Raw genomic sequence first — 16,743 nt, forward strand, 5'->3', positions numbered from 1 at the left:
TTATTTTCACAACCTGCTTTCCCCTAATCCACAATCACCCTTCCCCCGCCGCCCGGGCTCATGCCCATCCGGTGGCCGCCGCCGCGGGCGCTGTCCAGGATGCGGGCCAGGTATTTGTGGATGTCCGCGTTGCCGTAATCCTTGTACGCGATGCCGAGGCGGCCCGCGATGTAGTGCAGGATCACGCCGCGGTGGAGGGTGCCTTCGTTTAAGCACATCATGGCAAACGCAAGGTCCTGCGGTTCGGCGCTTCCCCGGCGCAGCAGTTCGTCGCCGAACAAGCGCATCACGACCGGAGAGACGGTACTTTGCCCGTAAGCGGCGATGGGAACATGCAGCAGGTTGACGGTGTTATATTCCGTGGCGAGGTCCCGGAAGTTCTGGTAATCCTGGCGCAGCCGGGCGCCTTCCTTGAGTTTGAACCGGCACAACTCCAGCTCCGCCGGCCCCGCTTCCACCCGCTCGTCCAGCACAATTTCGCTCCGGTACACACTCCAGTCGCTGTCTTCCTTCCCCTCCAGGAAGCGAACCTTGACGGCGGTCTCCCGACCGGTGGTCTGATACGCCAGCACGGCCGGTTCGCTCAGCGAGTATAAACGCCCTTTGTGCTTTACGATGCCGGGATGAATCGTCAGCGTGTCCGGGCCAACCTTGACCTCCGCCCCCGTCACGACGCCGTCCGCATAATCCTGGTAGTAGATATCCGCGAATTCGCGCGGGAAGTCCCGCAGATTCTCCAGCATCGCCGTCTTCAAAATACGTCCCTTCTCAAACTTCGGCGCGATGTGGGTAAACAAAGGCATCCTCCTCCTTTCGGTTTCTATCGGTTACGAGCTTGTCTTACTTCTTCAAAAGCTTCCAACAATGCGGCGGCATTCGCGTGAGTGTGCGCCGCTGGATTTCCCTGCCTGGTTAGCCCCTGACCGTATTCAAGCGCCTTCTTGTTGACGACATAGGTCCTGGCGATCTTGTCGTGCAGTGCTTGCTTCTTTTCCGTAAATCCGGCCATCATGTAACCGACCGTCACCGTCAAAATCGACAAGAACTGCGCCCAAAATCTCCCGCTGGCCCGCCAGAACGAAACTCTCCCGTTTTGCCCGTCTACCACGGCAATGCCCAAAGCCATCTTCCCAAGCGTCCCCTGCAGTTTGGAAGACTCCATAATCGCGTAGTACAGCCATTTAATAACGGAAAACCACAGAAAAGAGAGTCCCAAGCTAAGGAGCACATTAACCGGATTTATATCGGATGGAGAAATCTCGCTATCGGAAGCCGGCCACCAGCCAAAAATGCTTCGGATGGCCATGCCCAACAGTCTAACCCCCAAAACGAGAAAATACGAAATGATAAAATCCAAAAGATAAGCAGCAAGCCTCTTCCAAAATCCCGCGTACATCCGTTTATTCCCCTCATCCATCACAAGTTTGATCCCTTACGCGCCGCCGAATGCTCCGGGACTTTCGCCCCCTGGAAACTGAGGGTTTTGAGCATTATAGTTCTCCGCCATCTCCAGCATCCTCTTATCGACCACATAGGTCTTGGCAATCTTGTCATGCAGCGCCTGTTTCTTTTTCGTAAAGCCGGCCATGACATAACCGATATAAATCGTCAAAAGCGAAACCATTCTGCTCCAAAACCTGCCGCTCGCCCGCCAAAACGAAACCCGTTCATACCGCTCGTTCACCACAATGATGCCCAGCGCCATTTTGCCTACAGTACCTTGCAGTTTGGAAGATTCCATAATCGCATAGTAGAGCCATACCGCTAACGGGGTGATCAGTATTCCGATGATATGACCGGACGCATTATAAATTTGATAGACTCCCGGCCAGTTCTCCAACACATAGTAACCGAGTACCCCGAAAATCATAGATAACAGCAAAGAAATAAGCATCATTACCCAGGCAATAAAATACACAATGATCGAATCCAGCAGATTCGCAAAAAATCTTTTCCAAAAACCCGCGTACATCCGTCCCTCTCTTTCGAATCAATAATCCCCGTACCGCGACCTCAATCGGGCCAATTAAAACCTGTCGAACGGTCCGCCCGAATTGCTTGATGCAGCCGAGAAAATTCCGTATCCGCATCGCCTTGCATTTCCCGTGCCCTGAGCAAGGCCTTATCGACGACATACGTGCCCGCAATTCGGTCATGCAGCGCCTGTTTCTTTTCCATGAAGATCGCCATCAAATAACCAATTCCCCAAGTGAGAGCTGAAAGAAGCTTCCCCCAAAACCGAGCATTCGCCTGGCCGTAGGATAACCTTCGATGATTCCGATCAACTACCACGACGCCGACGAGTCTTTTTCCCAAAGTCGCCTGATATTTGGAGGATTCCAGCATCGTATAGTAGAGCCATTGGCAGACGAATGTAATCAACATCGGTATCCCCAAGGTCGGCGTATCCGCAGATTCGGAGAAAAACTCGCGCGGGGAAATCCAAATAAAACTGATGAGCAACGCGCCTATGCTGACAATCAGCCGATCGACGGCCCAGGCGCCGTACCTTCTCCATAACACGTCATACATGTACATAAACTTCCCCCACTTCGTACATTCCAGGTTAATTACGCACCTTATACACTGCCGATGGTCCCGGGAATATTAGTCCCTAAAGATTGGCTCCGTGCGTTATAACCGCTCTTCGTCAACTGAAGCGCTTTTATTGACCACATAGGTTTGCGCGATTTTGTCGTGAAGCGCCTGCTTCTTCTCCGTAAATCCGGCCATGATGAACCCGATGTACAATGAAAGAACCGACAAAAATCTGCCCCAAAATCTTCCGCTGGCTCTCAGGAAAGACATCCTCTCATAACGCCTATTCACCACGACGATTCCGAGCGCCATTTTTCCAAAAGTCCCTTGCCATTTAGATGATTCCATAATTGCGTAGTAGAGCCATGCGCCAAAAGCAGTAAGCAGCAGCCGGGTGATCCATCCGATCCATTCATAGAATTCAAAAAAATAAAACCACTGTTTTATACCCAATGAGATAAAACTCATGAGGAAACGGAGGAAAAGCTTATCAATCAGCGAAAAAATAAGTGTTATTACCAAGACAATAATGTTCACGACAAACAAATCCAAAATATAAGCGCAGAATCTTTTCCAAAAACCGGCGTATATCTGTCCCATTCTTAGGCTTCCTCGCCCCATTTCCTCAAATCTTCCCGCCGCACGTCCAGCGCCTTTAGCGCGTCCGCACACGCGGCCTCGCCGATCTTCCCGCTAATGAGCGCGACGAACTCCGCCGTCCCGCGGATTCCCGCCGGAATGCGAACCGTCCCGGCCGCGCCCTGCAGCACAAACTGCCCGCTGTTGAAACGGCTATAGCTCACGCTCCTGAGTTCCTCGTAACGAAGCGTCCGAGTGCCGCCCAGCGAGCGCACCTTAATGGAATTTTCACCGGCTTCGGCCCGGAAGACCAGATGGTTTAGGACATGGAACAGCAGCAAGACCGCAGCGAAACCGATCAGCCAAGCAATCGGCATGAACTCCTTCATCTCCGGGCTTTCATCCAGCAGTAAAAACGCAAGACCCGCCGATGTCACCAATAAACCGATAACGCACCATACGAACACAAACTTCGATTTTTTTAAAATCATGTCGCCGAAGATATCTCGCACCGCCGGACGAAACGTTTCTCCCAATAAATTACGAACCACTAAACGAACAAAAAATCCCCTCATGTCTGACCCTCTCCTTATTTCATCCCATCAAAAAAATCCAGCTCCGATTTGTCCGTCTCAAACGGGAACAGCGCTTTGCGGCCCAGGAACAGGCCTTCATCCCGGCGGGCGACCGGCAGCACGTGGAACCCCCAGTGATTGTCGTCGGCGAACACGAAAAACTTCGTCTCCCCGTTCACGATCGAGTCGGTGTCGTCCTGCGGAATCCGCTCTCCGTATTGCGCGCGAATGTCCTCGTACAGCACCGGCTTGTAATCCTGCGACCGGTTGTTGTAGCTGTACTGCTGCCGCAGCGTCCCGTCGCTGCCGCGCAGGAACAAGTCCAGCTGGACGACGTCCGACGGACGCGAGATCGCCCCCGGCGCGCTGTCGCTGCGGCGCAGGCTGCTGATCAGCTCCACCTCGCGGCGGTTATGAGTGAACGCGCTCACCGTATACGGGATCACCGCCGAGCGGGTCGTGATGCTCGCTTCGATCTCCCCGGCTTTGCGCGCGTTCAAATAACGGATGGCCCCGCGCAGGCAGGCCAGCTTCAGCTCGGGCACCCGCCCCTCCGCAGGCTTCTGCCGGAACTCGATGCTGCGCCCCGGCACAAACTCCTTCAGCGCCTCGCGGAACACGTCGATCCGGCACGACTGCCCGGTCAGCTTAATGATCGAATACTCCCCAAGCGCGCCCGCCCGGTAAAAATCCTCAAGAAACCGCCGCACAACCTCGTAAATGTCCGCCTTAATGAGCTGCGTAATCTCCTGGATGTTGAACACCACGTCGGGAATTTCATATTCGTCCTTCAAATCGCCGCTCCGGAACACGGACAAGAACCAGCGTTCCACCCGGGTCATCTCCAGCACGCCATCTCCCTGCGGCAGCGCCGTCCGGCCGCCGTAACGCAGCCCATGTCCATCCGAAGCGGACACGCCATGCTCCGCCTGGAAGCGGTTCATCAGCACGCCCGTTTTGCGGAAAAACTGCTCCTTCATTTCCTCGGCAATATCCCACAAAAAATAAAAATTGCTCCGCACCCGCATGTACTCCTCGCGGGAGCGGTTCTCGTACATCGCGAACGCCGTCGGAATCACGGCCTCCGCCTCCTTGTACCTGCGCTCCAGCTCGGCGTAAACCGCGTCGACGCCCCGTTCGTCCACCTCCCGGAACAAATCGTTGCCCGGAAACGCGATCAGCGCGTCGATATCCGTCAGGCCTTTTTTGCCCGTGTAGTAGTCCGCGAAGACGATTTTCAAAAATTGCATAATCCGGTATGTAATGTTGTTGCCGCCAAAATGGGTGTCCCCGTTCTCATAGGTCGCCTCGATGGCGATCCGGTACGACATATGCCCGTCTTCGACCCGGAAGGCGCACGAGGACAAATCCGTCGTCCCGCCGCCGCAATCGATCACAAGCGCCTTGTATTCGGCCCCTTCGTCAAAGATGTTGCGTTCGATCCCGTCGGCAATCGTGTTGTACAGCACGGCCATCCCTTCGTCCAGCGCATTTTTCCGTTCAATCCGGTAATCCGGCAAAAGCTCCGCGAACATATCGAGGTACGGCGTCTTCATCTTCACCGGCGCGGTGAAATGCAGATGCTTGAATTTGCATTTGAACTGATGCTCGGCCATGCGGATCACGTATTCTAGATAGGCGCGCAGCAGCTCGGTCCGCGTCACGAGCGCGGTATTGCCTTCGCTGTCCATTACTTCGACCGTTTTCCCGTAATCGTTCACCCAGCGCTTCAGCCCCTGGAACACGGAGGCCCGGCTGCCGAAGCTGCTGCGCCGGCCGCTTTGCAGCGCCTCATGGCCAAAAACATACTTAACCGCGCCGGGGTCGGAGCAATCCGCCACGCCAACCGCCGTCGGCAAGGCCTCCGTCCGCTCCGGGCTGTCCGGATCGGGGAATTTAACGAAATTGATTTCGCCAAGCCGGATTTGCCCGTTCAGCGGGTCGGGACCCGACGGGAATTGGGTATATCCGGGGTAGAGGTAGGCTCCCGCCGTCGTATTGCAGGTTCCAAAATCGATTGCCAGCACGGCGTCCGTTATCTGCAGCTCGCAAATTTCCAGATCGGCCAGCGGGATTTTGTAATAGTGGATATGGGTTGGGGGAAGTTCCCGCTCCTGGTAATAGGTCTTGTACACATAATCCGAATCCTGCCGGCGCAGAAACAGCAGGCTGTACTGGCGGTTTGCCGTACGCCGCCACTCGCCGTCGTGATGCGCGGCCAAATAATAGCCGCCCGTCCTTTCCTCGTCCCGGCGCAGATGGAAAATCCCGCATAGCTCCATCCGGTCGTTGACGAGCAGCACGTTGGACTCCGCATATCCCGCCGGCGCCTTCACTTCGTATCCGTCCGCCCGCTCCACGGCGATCCCGGGATACAAAACGATGCGGGCCGGAACGCGAATGCCGCCGTCTCCCTGCAGCGGAGCCTGCATATACTTGCGCATCGCCGTCTGTACCCGCTCGATTCCGCCCTCGCAGCGCGGTCCGATCAACAAACGCTCCTCCACGCCCAAATATTTCAATATGATGCGGATCGTCTCTTCCCGGTCCAGCCGCTGGCTTAGCCCTTCCACAAGCCGTTCCCGGTAACAGATGTTCCGGAGCTGGAACGTGGTCATTTCGGCGAGTTCCTCCCGCGAGTAACGGGCTTGTCCGCGCCCGCGCTCCCGGCCGGCGGAATCGGTATACAATTTAAATCCCCTCATGCGCTTTTTCCCTCCTGTATCGTGACGACGACGCCGTTGATCCGCAACATTTTCGCGTCTTCCGCAGCGGCTTCTCCTCAATTCCCCAGACCATTCTTCGACCTTTTAAAAATAGCGGAATTTAATGTTCTTATTTTCCGGAGCCAGGCTTGTTCATCCCCAATAGGGGAATTTTTTGTCCTTATTTTCCTATGAATGGTCCAGATCGCAGGCATTTCCTTGCGGTTCGAAAAAATAGCGGCATAAAGTTCCTCTATTTCTCTTAAATGGGGGATAGCGGCGGAATAGTGGTATTTTTTTCCTCTATTTTCTCGCTTGAGTCTCGCGGGCAGCATGAAAATCAATACAGCGCAATCCGGTCCAGGACCATCGTCTCCTCCGCGTCGATAATGCCGACATGGCAGTCCCAATACACCTCGGTGCGGTAGCGGACCGGAAGGAACAGCTCCATCAGCGTCTCCAGCTTTAGGCGGCCCTGCTCCGTCCGCTTCTGGCCGATATAGAACAGCATTTCGTCCTTCTCCTCGCTGTTTACGTAGATCGTGGAGCGGCGGAACACGCGGCCGACCGCGCTTTTCAGCAGATGCAGCGGCTCGCCGGTATCGTACATCCGCAGGATCGCGCCGGCGATAAATTCCTGTTCGTCGCGGTCAAACAGGCTCATGCGTTCTTTTACCCGCTCCCCGAACGCCCCGGCCTTCAGATCGCGCAGCACGAACCGGATGTAATACTCCCGCTTGTTCATACCCTGCATCAAATCGAGCTCGGCCAAAAAATGCATCAAAATATCGAACAGCACGCTCCGGAACTCGGGGTCTTCCGTCAGATTGATATCCAGCAGTTCGCCGAACAAAGCCGGGAACCGGTAATGGGGATTCACCTCGACCTCCAGACCGTGCTGTCCCGCGCCCGCGTTGAGTTCGTGCAGGCTCAGCTCCATATACGGCGAATACACTTTGGCCGGCAGGAACTTGACTTGCCGTTTTTCGATCCCGGCTTCTCCGGCCCGCACGAGCAGATCCCAAATGTAATTCAAGCCCATTCTCCTTCACAGCGGTATTCCGGGAACAAAAGCTGGACCTCCGAGACGAGAAAACTCATCACATCCTCAGCCATAAACGCAAGCCGGCTTGCGAAGCCGCGGTCGCCAAACTTCAGGCACATTCGCCATTTCCCGTTGTCCACCCGCACTTCATCGGTAATAAACCGGTTCAGCTCATACGTGATCGCCCGGCTCACGCCCGGCGGACGAATTTCCACATCCGTCAGTTCCAGCGCCTCCGCCGCGGCAAAAGAATGCACCAGCCGCAAAATCTCGCCCCGGGAGCGGACGATCTGCCCCTGCCGGCGGCGGTAGCTGCCGATGAAATCCTCCTTCTGCCGGTTGGAGAGCAGCGCGTATCCCGGTCTGCTGACCACCGATTCAAAAGGCTCGACCAGCATAAGCACCCGCCACATATCCGACTTCTCCAGCGGCGAGACGACGGTCAGTTCTTCCGGCGTGCGCTTGACGTAGCGGATGCTGTCATCGTCGACGTCCACGAGGTAACCGTGCTGTACGCCCGTTTTCCGTAAAGGCAGCACGTGTTCAAAGTTAACGCGGTCCGCGGCCGGCACGGGAAAACCACCCGTCTTCAGCTCAAGGCGCTGGATGTTCCACAAAGGAATCATATCCGCCCGTTTGTACGGCTCATATTCCTCCAAATGAACGGTAAGCTCCAGCGCCTCTTCCTCCTCGCCGAGTTCTCCGTCCACCTCGGTCAGCACCGCATCCACAAACTTATGGGCATACGGATGATTGACCGTTTTCCAGGGCAGCCCGTTGCTGAGGAAAACATGATACAGCTTCTCGATCTCCCGGATGTATGTCATATTCCGCTCCAGCTTGAACTCCACGGCATAGCGGCCTTGGGACGTGACCAGTTCCCCTTTGAACCGGCGGCCGCTAAGCAGCAGCTGCTGAATTTCCGCGTACTTGCATTCCAGAAAAAGCGTGCAGATCCGCACCTCTTCACCGCCGCGCAAGCCGGATACCACCGTCCGCAGATCGATTTTGCCCGCTTCCGTGTCCTCCGGAATCATCGGGAACAAATATTCATGCAGCGGGTCCCATTCCTCTCTGGAGCACGCGGAGACGAAGACGTCGTATTTTCCGTCGTATTCGCCCACTTCCTCGAACACCCGGCGCTCCAGCTGCCGGTTCAGTTCTTCCTGGTATTCCACGAGATTCAGGAACACGCCGCTCATCAAATTGCGCAGCAGCCGGCGCTGCTGCAAATCCTCCATTTTGCTTAAGCGGTCCATGATAATATCCTTCATGAAGCGTTCCCTCCTTTGGAAGAAGTCGGGCCTGCCGGGGAAGCCCCATTCGCCGCCCCGCCATTTGCCGAAACCGCTTCCGCATCGGTATTAGATGTGGTGTCCGCACCGGCATAGGATTTGGTGTCCGCACCGGCATAGGATTTGGTGTCCGCACCGGCATAGGATTTGGTGTCCGTACCGGTATTGGATTTGGCATCCGTACCGGCATTGGTCTTGGTTCCCGTATCGGTATTGGATTTGGCGCCCGCATCGGCATCGGCATCGGTATTGGACTTGGCATCCGCACTTTCATTTGCCTTACTATCCGCACCGTTACCGGCCTTGGCTCCCGTATCCGGCTTGTTACCGCCATCTCCGGCGTTTTCACTGGTCTTTCCGGCTCCGGCATTTCCGCCAGCCGAGCCGTTTCCATCGTTTCCACCGTTCGTGCCGTTGCCGCCATTCCCGCCGGTTGTGTCATTCCCGCCTTTGCCGCTGGTTCCGCCTTCCCCGCTGTTGCCGCCAGCTTTGCTGCCGCCGTTGCCAGCTTTGCCGTTGCCGTTTCCGCCAGCTTTGCCGTTACCGCTTGTTGTGCCGGCTGTACCGGTTCCCCCGGCCGCGCTTTCGCCGCCGCCCGAAGGAGTCCCGGACGGCTCCTTAGCGGACGAACCCGCCGCCGCGCCGGACGCCTGCTGGCTTCCCCCAGCTTGACCGCCGCCTGCTGAATCCTCCGCAGCTTGCTGCTGCTGATTCAGAGTGCCCGCGGCGCTGCCGCCCGCCCCGGCAGCCTCACCGGATGAACCTGCCGCCGGAACGGCGGGATTCAGCTTCTCGTCGGCTTGGGAGATTTTGCGCTCCATCGCCAGCACCCGCTCCAGCTTGTCGATTTCCTGATAAATTTCCTGCGCCAGCTTGTAAGACTCGATCGCCGCGGCGTAATCCATGGCAGCGAGGCTGCGGTCGCCTTTTTTCTCCAAATTGTCCGCCTTCAGCGTTCTCGTTTCCTTGTAAATGTTGTCGATCTTGGCCTGCGTCTGCTCGATCTTCTCCTCCACTTTCTTTTGCCCGCTCTCGTATTCCGCTTCAATCGCCGCTTTATTCGCTTTTTGGAAAACCGCGAGCGCTCCGTTGTAATCCTGCTCCTGAAACAGCTTATCGCCTTCTTTGATCACCTCGGACAAGGCTTCAATCGCCCCGGCGCGTTCAATCCTCGCTTTGATATCCTCCGCCTTAAACGGCTTGTATTTGTCCGCTTGCTTCAGCGCATCGTTGTAGCTGTCCACCGCCATGTCGTAGCTGCCGTCCTGCACATAGCCGTCGCCGTCGCTCAGGAACTGCGCCACCTGCTGCTTGCCGCGCAGCAGCTGAAAATGCAGCTTGTCCTTCAGCTTGCTGGCGGCGTTCTTCGCCTCGCTGTAGGACTTCAGCGCTTTGGCGTAGTCGCCGGCGGAAGCGTACCGGTCCCCGTCCTCCTCGCTCTCGACCATCAAGACGGCCGTCTGGGCCAGCTTTTCCGCCTGCTTCGCCTTGACGTACCAGACGCCGCCACCGGTAATCGCCAGCGTCAGCAGCAGCATGGCGCCGCGCAAAATCCACTTTTTGATGTTTTTCGGTTTTTCCGTAAACGTCTTGTTCACATACACGGCGGCCGCCGTATAATTATTGACCGACTTTTGCTGCTTGCTGAGCACGACCTCCTCCAGCGTATCGGTCAAGTTCTCCGGATCGCTTGCTTCCGCGAGCGCGTCCAGCATTTCCGGCAGATCCACCTGCTCCCAGACGCCCTGGGTCGCCAGCAGCAGCACATCGCCGTCCGACAGCGGCATTTTGTCCGAAACATACGGCTCGAAGCGGTCGGGCCTGCCCATGTAATTGAGCAGATTGCCGCGCTCTTCGTGATTGTGGTTGCGGTCCTCGGCCAGCCTTCCCTGATCCAGCATCAGCTGCGTCAGGCTCTGATCCTTGGAGCGCAAATTCACCCGGCCGCCGCGGAATTGATACAGCCGCGCGTTCCCGCAGGTCGCCCACACCATCCGCGTATAATCCGTGACGACGACCAGCACGCTTGCCTTCAGCCGGACCCGGCGGCTTTCGAATTTCAGCCATTCGTGCGCCGCCTCCAGATCCTGGCGGATTTTGCGGCGGGACATCGACGGCTTTTCCATAAAGCTTTCCAGAATCACCTCAACCGCCATCTGCGCGCTGCGCACTTCCTTATCCAGGTCGAGGCCGTCCGCAATGACATAGCAGGCCATGTCGTCAAGCTCCACGAAAGCAAAATAATCCCGGTTGTCGAAATGCGAACCCGCTTCGGAGACGAATGCTGTCTTGAAATCGCTGTTCTCCTTCCTCATGCGTTCCCCCGTTCCCCCCCGTGCACACACGCGAGGGTGATGATTAATGCTCCAGAATGAGGACCGTCGCATTATCCTGATGCTTGTAGCTCTTCCGCTCCACGCAAGCGATCATTTCCTCCGCCGTATCCTGCGGCGGCATCCTTTGCATCAGGATCTCTTCCATCTCCACTTCCGTCAGCGCGTCATAAACGCCGTCGCTGCACAGGATAACGATGTCCCCCGGCTCCAGCGGGATCGGCTCGCCGATCTCCATGCTCATAAAGCCCCCGTAGCCCAAATAATTGGTCAGTTGATTTTTCATCGGATTGCCGCTGACCTCTTCCCGGCCGATCTCCCCCGCCAAATACCTGGCTTCGAGCACGCTCTCAAACGTATCCTTGGAATTCACCGGCAGAAACTCTCCGTCCCGGAACAGCAAAATCAGACTGTCCCCGACCGCGCCCCAATGCAGTCTGTGATCCGAAATCACGGCGGCGACGAGCGTCGTGCCTCCAATCGCTCCGCCAAGCTGCTCCATTATGGCCCGGTTGCTGACAATCGACGCCTTGTGAAAAAATTCCGGGATATCCCCGGCATCATCCAGCTTCAGAAACTCCCGCGAAAACATCGTGACCGCCAGCGTGCTGGCCATCCGCCCGTTGGACACGCCGCTGATCCCGTCGGCAAGCACGGCCAGCGTGCCCACCTTGGTCACGGCGCTGGCGAAGTAGTCGTCCTGCTCCGTACGCCGGCCGATCGTCTGCGCATTGCCGAGCGAAATTTCCCGGTCCGGCTGCTGCTCCGAGCTCGCGAGCTCCGGCGAAGGCGCCGCCTTCCGGGACGGGCCCGCGGTTACGGCCGCGCGCAGCCTTTGGCGTACAACGATCAAAACAACGACGACGACAAGCACCGCCGCATAGACCACGAGCACATCAGTAGTGAACCAATCATCCATCCCCATCATCCCGGCTCCTAACCGTTGTCCCACTCGAAATGCGGACCGCATAACGGCACAAACACAAACTTGCTGTGCCCGAGCTGGATCAAATCGTAGGCGTTGAGTTCCACGGGAGAGTACACCGCCTCATTATTGTGATAAGCAAGTCCCGAGGCATCGCCCGGCAGCAGGTAAAAGTTGCGCTTCTTCGGATCATAGACAATGACCGCATGATTGCGTCTGGACACGGCGTTGTCGCCGATGATCCGGATATGCATCTCTTCGGCGCGGCCGATAAAGTTTTTCTCCGCCATGATCCGGTAGTCTTGGCCCATTTGCGGACCTTCAACGCACACCAGCCAGCCGGTTACCGGCTGAATCCCGGTCGTTTCCCCCAGATAAGGCATCGTTTTTTCGTCCATGTCCGCGGCGGCCGCAGGGCTCTGCGCGTTTTTGGGCGCGCGGGCGGGCTGCTCCACGGTCGTATTGCAGTAGGGGCATGTGTTGCCGTGCTTTCTCGAACTAAACATATGCCCGTTCATACATCTCGTCAGGCTCATTTTTCGATTCATTCCTCCGTATGTAAATGTAAGTGGGAGTACCGCTTATTTAATCAACAGCCTGGTGTTCGCGATAAAAATCATATCTCCCGCACCGACCCGTACCGGCTCTTCGGCAATGAGCCGATTCGCGTCGCTGCGCCCCGCCTTGCGAATCCCCGTCCCGCTGTAAGATTCCGCGTCCTCGATATACCATTCGGCGCCGACGCGGTTCAGCACGGCATGCTCCGGGCTGACCAGCGAGGCGTACTCGCAATCCGTCAAATCGATGTCCACTTCGCCTTGATCCGATTTCTTGCCGATCAATACGGACGTCTCCCCTTTGATCAGCCATTCCTTCACCCGTTCTCCGTCGTCATCGAGCAGCACGATTTTGCTCACTTCCTGCGGCTTCCTGTCCGGACGCAGCTTCGGGTCGCCCCCCGTCCAGATAATTGCCGAGATGATCACGGCGGACACCGCAACCGTGCCCATTTGCGCCACATAATAAACCGGCCGCAGCAATACATAGATCACCAAACCGACCAGTATGGCATAAATCATTAGTTCAACGTATCCGATCCAAGCGGATTTCTCCGTCTTCACAGGCAGCTACCCCCGTCAGATGAATTTAGGCTCATTTGCTATTTCTTGCGATAGCCGAAAAAACTATTGAACAAGGCGGAAGTATCCAGCGGATTTTTCCCTTCGGCGCTCTTCCCTTGTTCCGAGTCCTTTTGTCCTTTGCGCGGCATGGCAAAAAACTGCTCAAACTGCTCCCTCATCCGCGCGGGATCGAAAGGTTCCGCTGCCGCCGCCCCGCCGCCGGTCCGCCGCTGCGCTTCCGGCCCTGGCTTTCCGCTTTTCCCCGGCGTGCCGAAGTTCCCGCGCTGCAAGCGCTCATCGTAAGCGGCCCGGCGCTCCGCGTCGCTTAACGTTTCATAGGCTTCGACGATGTCTTTAAACCGTTGTTCCGCCTGGGGGTCTCCCCGGTTCGCATCCGGATGATGTCGCTTGGCCAGCTTGCGGTAAGCGGCCTTGATCTCGGAGGCTTCCGCATTCCGGGAAACGCCCAGCCGTTCGTAATAGTCCGCCAAATGCTTCCCTACTTTCGAATTCGTGATAGGTACAGTAAATCTCAAGAGGCCTGGGGCCTCTTGAGATTTACGAAATGCGGGCGCCCCGCGCCCGGGTGACGCAAGCTTAGATGTCGTTGACCGGATAGCCGCCATTGAGCTTGGCCAGTTCGGTCTTGTCTTTTTTCTGCTTCACATAAAGCTCGAATTGCCCTACGCCTTCGGTGTCGCCAAACGCTTCCTTGTAGTCAACCACAAATGCGTTCGGGAACACGATCTCCCGCACCACCTGGTTGGCGGCGATAACTTCCAGCGTCAGCTTGCGGTAGCAGTCCGCTTTTTCCGCGGGAACCAGCGACCACAGGGCCAGCTTCAGCGTATCGTCGGCCTTGTCGCCGTCGGTCGCCGTGATGATTTTGCCGATGATTCTCAGCGTGGAGCCTACGTCCGTGGATCTGGCGTTGGAGTCGTCCGGCGTATCGGTGTCGTAGTACACCTTCTGGATGTTGTCCAGCCCGAGCTCGATTGTTTCGGCTCCTTCAACTTTCAGTCTGAATCCCATAAAATACATCCTCCTTAGAGTAAAAATATGATGGCTCCAGGGCGTTGCGCTATTGTTTGAGCTAATGATATTGCAGAAAAAGGCAGCCGGGTGAAATGTTCTTACGATCACAAAGGCGAACTCAAGCTGATGCTTCCGAAGCAGCTTTCTTGCAGAAAGCTTTCAGCTTCTTCAGAATCATTTCCCCCTCTTGCTTACCCTTGCCCTACTTCTTAGCTCAACCTATATAGCGCCCCGGAATTTATGTAACGAGGTCAGTCGCCGGATAGCGGCCGGTCCTCCTACATACGACAGTTGCGTATTCCCCGAGCCGGCCAAAAACGGATTTCCCGCGTCTTGACCGCCCGGTCATTTACTTGCATCATGCTTTGACAGGGCTTGTGCCCTTGGTGATCATCACTTCGAGATTTTTCACGTTGCCGTTGTAGATCAAGTCGATATGGCAGAGGTTGTTTTTCTCGTCGATGACGTAATTCATATCGTCCCCGTCATAGATGATCGAGTTGATGAAGCCCCGCTTGGCCAGCCATTGGCTCTTCTGACTGCTCGGGTTGTTGCTGAAAAATTTGATGATATTTTCATGCTTGAAGTCGGCGGTCTGGAAGCGCAAAATCCGCTCAATATACGTGCTGACCAGCGTCTTGTAAATCGAGTCGAATCCGTCCTCGGACGCCGCCAGGCTTCTCGCTTTGTAAACGGTGATGCGGCGAATGTCCTTGCCCTGGAGCTGCGCGTTTTCGGAGGAGAACACAAAGCCGAAATTTTTCCGGTTGATCGAATCCTTGATCGTATTCGTGAAGCCGGTGATTTCTTTGGCCATGGTCGTCACGGCGCGCAGGCTGTTGTCGCCCGCTTCGATGTCGAAGCGCACGCCCGGAAACTCCTTGCTCGTGTTCTTGAACGATTCCCTCAGGTATTCCGGACACTGATAAGCGGCCACAATCCCGGCGGCGACGTAAGACGCCCCCACATAAACGCCCTCGATCCACAGCTTCAGGATGTCTTCCTTCTCCCGGGAGAGCCGGGCCGCTCCGCCTTCGGTTTGAACCATGCGGCTGTCGATGATCACGCCCGATTTCTCCTTGGGGATAACCGTAAAGTTCGGCAGGCACGGGATGGCGAATTCGCTGTAATCCTTGCGGATGAGCGGCGCGCATTTGTCGATGTATTTGTCGACTCCCGAAGTGGCGATGTTGTTGAACGTCGTCTCCTCGCCCGATTCGAAGCTGAAGAAAACCTGCACTTTGAACTCCTTCACGACCGTAAGCAGCATCGCCAGCGATTCCATGTTGTTGCCGTCCTGCTTGACGATTTTCTCGTTGCCCTTGAAGCGCTCGCGGCTGACCTTCACCTTGCCCGCGCTTTCCAGCTCCACCGAAGGCACGATGCCGAACCAGATCGTATCGGTGAAATCGTTTTTCGCGTTGACGGTGTTCAGATACGTCTCCAGCCGCGGGATGTTGGCGCTCTTGACGGTCATATCCAGCTTGTTGTTCGTGACGAGCATCGACGGCTGCATCCCTCTGTTCTTCACGGCATATTGGTCAAAAAACATTTTCACGCCCAAAATTTTCTCGACAAGCGGCTTGACCGTTTTCACAAAATCGTCCTTGGCCGTCTTGTAAAATTCCAGATACGTGTTGTAATTTTGCACTTCCTGTTCCACGTTGACTTCCGTGCTCACGGCCGGTAACGGGCTAAAGGTACGTACAACCAAGTCGCGAACATAACCGGACGGAGCCTCCGTAATCGAGTTGTAATCGTCTTCGAAGACGAGCGCCAACCCGTTGGAACCCTTCTCGTCGAGCAGCACCAGCTCCGTGCTTTCGCTCTTCGGCGCCTCGATGATTTTCAATTCGCCGCTTTCTCCGATCGTCAGCATCCCGATCTGCACCGCTTCGGCGTCCTTTTCCTCACTGGAGCCCCCCAGCAGAAGCCGCGTTTTAATGTCCTCGATCGCCAGCGGCAGCATCGCCATAACATTGTTATAATTTGCACTTGCCTCTTCAAACATAGCGTTCAGCTTATCGCCCAAATCCAGCTTTTTCGGATCCTCTTCATCCAGCTTTTCATATTGTCCGTACAAGTAATGGATTTCTTTGCGCACCTGCCGGATATCGTCCATCACCTTTTTCGGCGAAATCATATCGAGCAAATTCTCGAATTTGAAATCGACATTGGTCATGCCTTGGCTCCGCTTCGTGTCGATCAGCGTAAACAGCATTTTCAGAAAGTCGTTGTTCTGGTCGATCCGGATTTCCGAAATCGCATCCTCTGCAATGCCCTCGGGCTTTTTCAGCGTATAAACGACTTTCTGGTTCGCCGCGTTGAAAAACGAATACACGCACGGCGAAAACTTTGTCAAAAATTCGTCAAAGCTGCGCACGAGCAGGTGCTCGTTGATCTCCTTGATCTTGTCGTCGCTTAAGCTGTCGATCCCTTTAACATCGCCCACAATCGTCAGCAAGTCCAGTTTCTCCGGATTGATCTCATCAAACAGCATCGTTCGGTTGGTTTGATTGATGATATCCATAGATCTTTTTGTCCTCCTCCCGCTTCTTCAAAGACGCATTGCCTATGCCAAAAACCCCATAT

At 55.9% G+C, this 16,743-nt stretch carries 16 protein-coding genes; all 16 read right to left on the minus strand.

The window, feature by feature from the left end; all coding sequences use genetic code 11:
* Positions 1-23 precede the first annotated feature (23 nt).
* The 16 genes from NYE69_RS30180 to NYE69_RS30255 all read right to left on the minus strand — a co-directional run bounded on the left by NYE69_RS30180 (position 24) and on the right by NYE69_RS30255 (position 16,681).
* Positions 24-797 carry a DNA and RNA helicase gene (locus NYE69_RS30180; protein ID WP_316560586.1) on the minus strand — a complete coding sequence of 258 codons (774 nt, stop codon included), beginning with the start codon at positions 795-797 and terminating at the stop codon, positions 24-26.
* A 23-nt stretch (positions 798-820) separates the two neighbouring features.
* Complete coding sequence (locus NYE69_RS30185) at positions 821-1,396, minus strand: RDD family protein (RefSeq protein WP_328273193.1); 576 nt, start codon at positions 1,394-1,396, stop codon at positions 821-823.
* Positions 1,397-1,432: 36 nt separating this feature from the next.
* The gene (locus NYE69_RS30190; RefSeq protein ID WP_328273192.1) at positions 1,433-1,972 is read right to left on the minus strand and encodes an RDD family protein; all 540 of its coding nucleotides are present in this window, start codon (positions 1,970-1,972) and stop codon (positions 1,433-1,435) included.
* Between the two features lie 41 nt (positions 1,973-2,013).
* The gene (locus tag NYE69_RS30195) at positions 2,014-2,532 is read right to left on the minus strand and encodes an RDD family protein (RefSeq protein ID WP_227877141.1); all 519 of its coding nucleotides are present in this window, start codon (positions 2,530-2,532) and stop codon (positions 2,014-2,016) included.
* A gap of 102 nt (positions 2,533-2,634) precedes the next feature.
* On the minus strand, positions 2,635-3,138 hold the full coding sequence (locus NYE69_RS30200; RefSeq protein ID WP_051985267.1) for an RDD family protein: 504 nt from the start codon (positions 3,136-3,138) through the stop codon (positions 2,635-2,637).
* A gap of 2 nt (positions 3,139-3,140) precedes the next feature.
* On the minus strand, positions 3,141-3,692 hold the full coding sequence (locus NYE69_RS30205; protein WP_124333203.1) for a hypothetical protein: 552 nt from the start codon (positions 3,690-3,692) through the stop codon (positions 3,141-3,143).
* Positions 3,693-3,706: 14 nt separating this feature from the next.
* Positions 3,707-6,397 carry a molecular chaperone gene (locus NYE69_RS30210; protein ID WP_340929712.1) on the minus strand — a complete coding sequence of 897 codons (2,691 nt, stop codon included), beginning with the start codon at positions 6,395-6,397 and terminating at the stop codon, positions 3,707-3,709.
* A 340-nt stretch (positions 6,398-6,737) separates the two neighbouring features.
* Positions 6,738-7,439, minus strand: coding sequence for an iron-dependent peroxidase (locus NYE69_RS30215; RefSeq protein WP_340929714.1), 702 nt, complete (start codon positions 7,437-7,439; stop codon positions 6,738-6,740).
* Positions 7,430-8,716, minus strand: coding sequence for a normocyte-binding protein (locus NYE69_RS30220; RefSeq protein WP_340929718.1), 1,287 nt, complete (start codon positions 8,714-8,716; stop codon positions 7,430-7,432). The genes NYE69_RS30215 and NYE69_RS30220 overlap by 10 nt, the downstream gene beginning before the upstream one ends.
* Entirely contained in the window at positions 8,713-11,052 is a 2,340-nt protein-coding gene (locus tag NYE69_RS30225) for a serine/threonine protein phosphatase (protein ID WP_340929719.1), read from the minus strand. The genes NYE69_RS30220 and NYE69_RS30225 overlap by 4 nt, the downstream gene beginning before the upstream one ends.
* A gap of 43 nt (positions 11,053-11,095) precedes the next feature.
* The gene (locus NYE69_RS30230) at positions 11,096-11,995 is read right to left on the minus strand and encodes a PP2C family protein-serine/threonine phosphatase (protein WP_340929720.1); all 900 of its coding nucleotides are present in this window, start codon (positions 11,993-11,995) and stop codon (positions 11,096-11,098) included.
* 11 nt (positions 11,996-12,006) lie between these two features.
* Positions 12,007-12,531, minus strand: coding sequence for an FHA domain-containing protein (locus NYE69_RS30235; RefSeq protein WP_128629825.1), 525 nt, complete (start codon positions 12,529-12,531; stop codon positions 12,007-12,009).
* Positions 12,532-12,576: 45 nt separating this feature from the next.
* Entirely contained in the window at positions 12,577-13,116 is a 540-nt protein-coding gene (locus NYE69_RS30240) for an FHA domain-containing protein (protein ID WP_340929723.1), read from the minus strand.
* Positions 13,117-13,154: 38 nt separating this feature from the next.
* Complete coding sequence (locus NYE69_RS30245; protein ID WP_340929725.1) at positions 13,155-13,652, minus strand: DnaJ domain-containing protein; 498 nt, start codon at positions 13,650-13,652, stop codon at positions 13,155-13,157.
* A gap of 61 nt (positions 13,653-13,713) precedes the next feature.
* Positions 13,714-14,148 (minus strand): hypothetical protein, encoded by a 435-nt coding sequence (locus NYE69_RS30250; protein ID WP_036619850.1) that lies wholly within the window; start codon positions 14,146-14,148, stop codon positions 13,714-13,716.
* Positions 14,149-14,509: 361 nt separating this feature from the next.
* Positions 14,510-16,681 carry a transcriptional regulator gene (locus NYE69_RS30255; protein WP_340929727.1) on the minus strand — a complete coding sequence of 724 codons (2,172 nt, stop codon included), beginning with the start codon at positions 16,679-16,681 and terminating at the stop codon, positions 14,510-14,512.
* Positions 16,682-16,743 lie beyond the last annotated feature (62 nt).

It is taken from the genome of Paenibacillus sp. FSL R5-0527, from assembly GCF_038008055.1.
GTDB classification, from domain to species: domain Bacteria; phylum Bacillota; class Bacilli; order Paenibacillales; family Paenibacillaceae; genus Fontibacillus; species Fontibacillus macerans.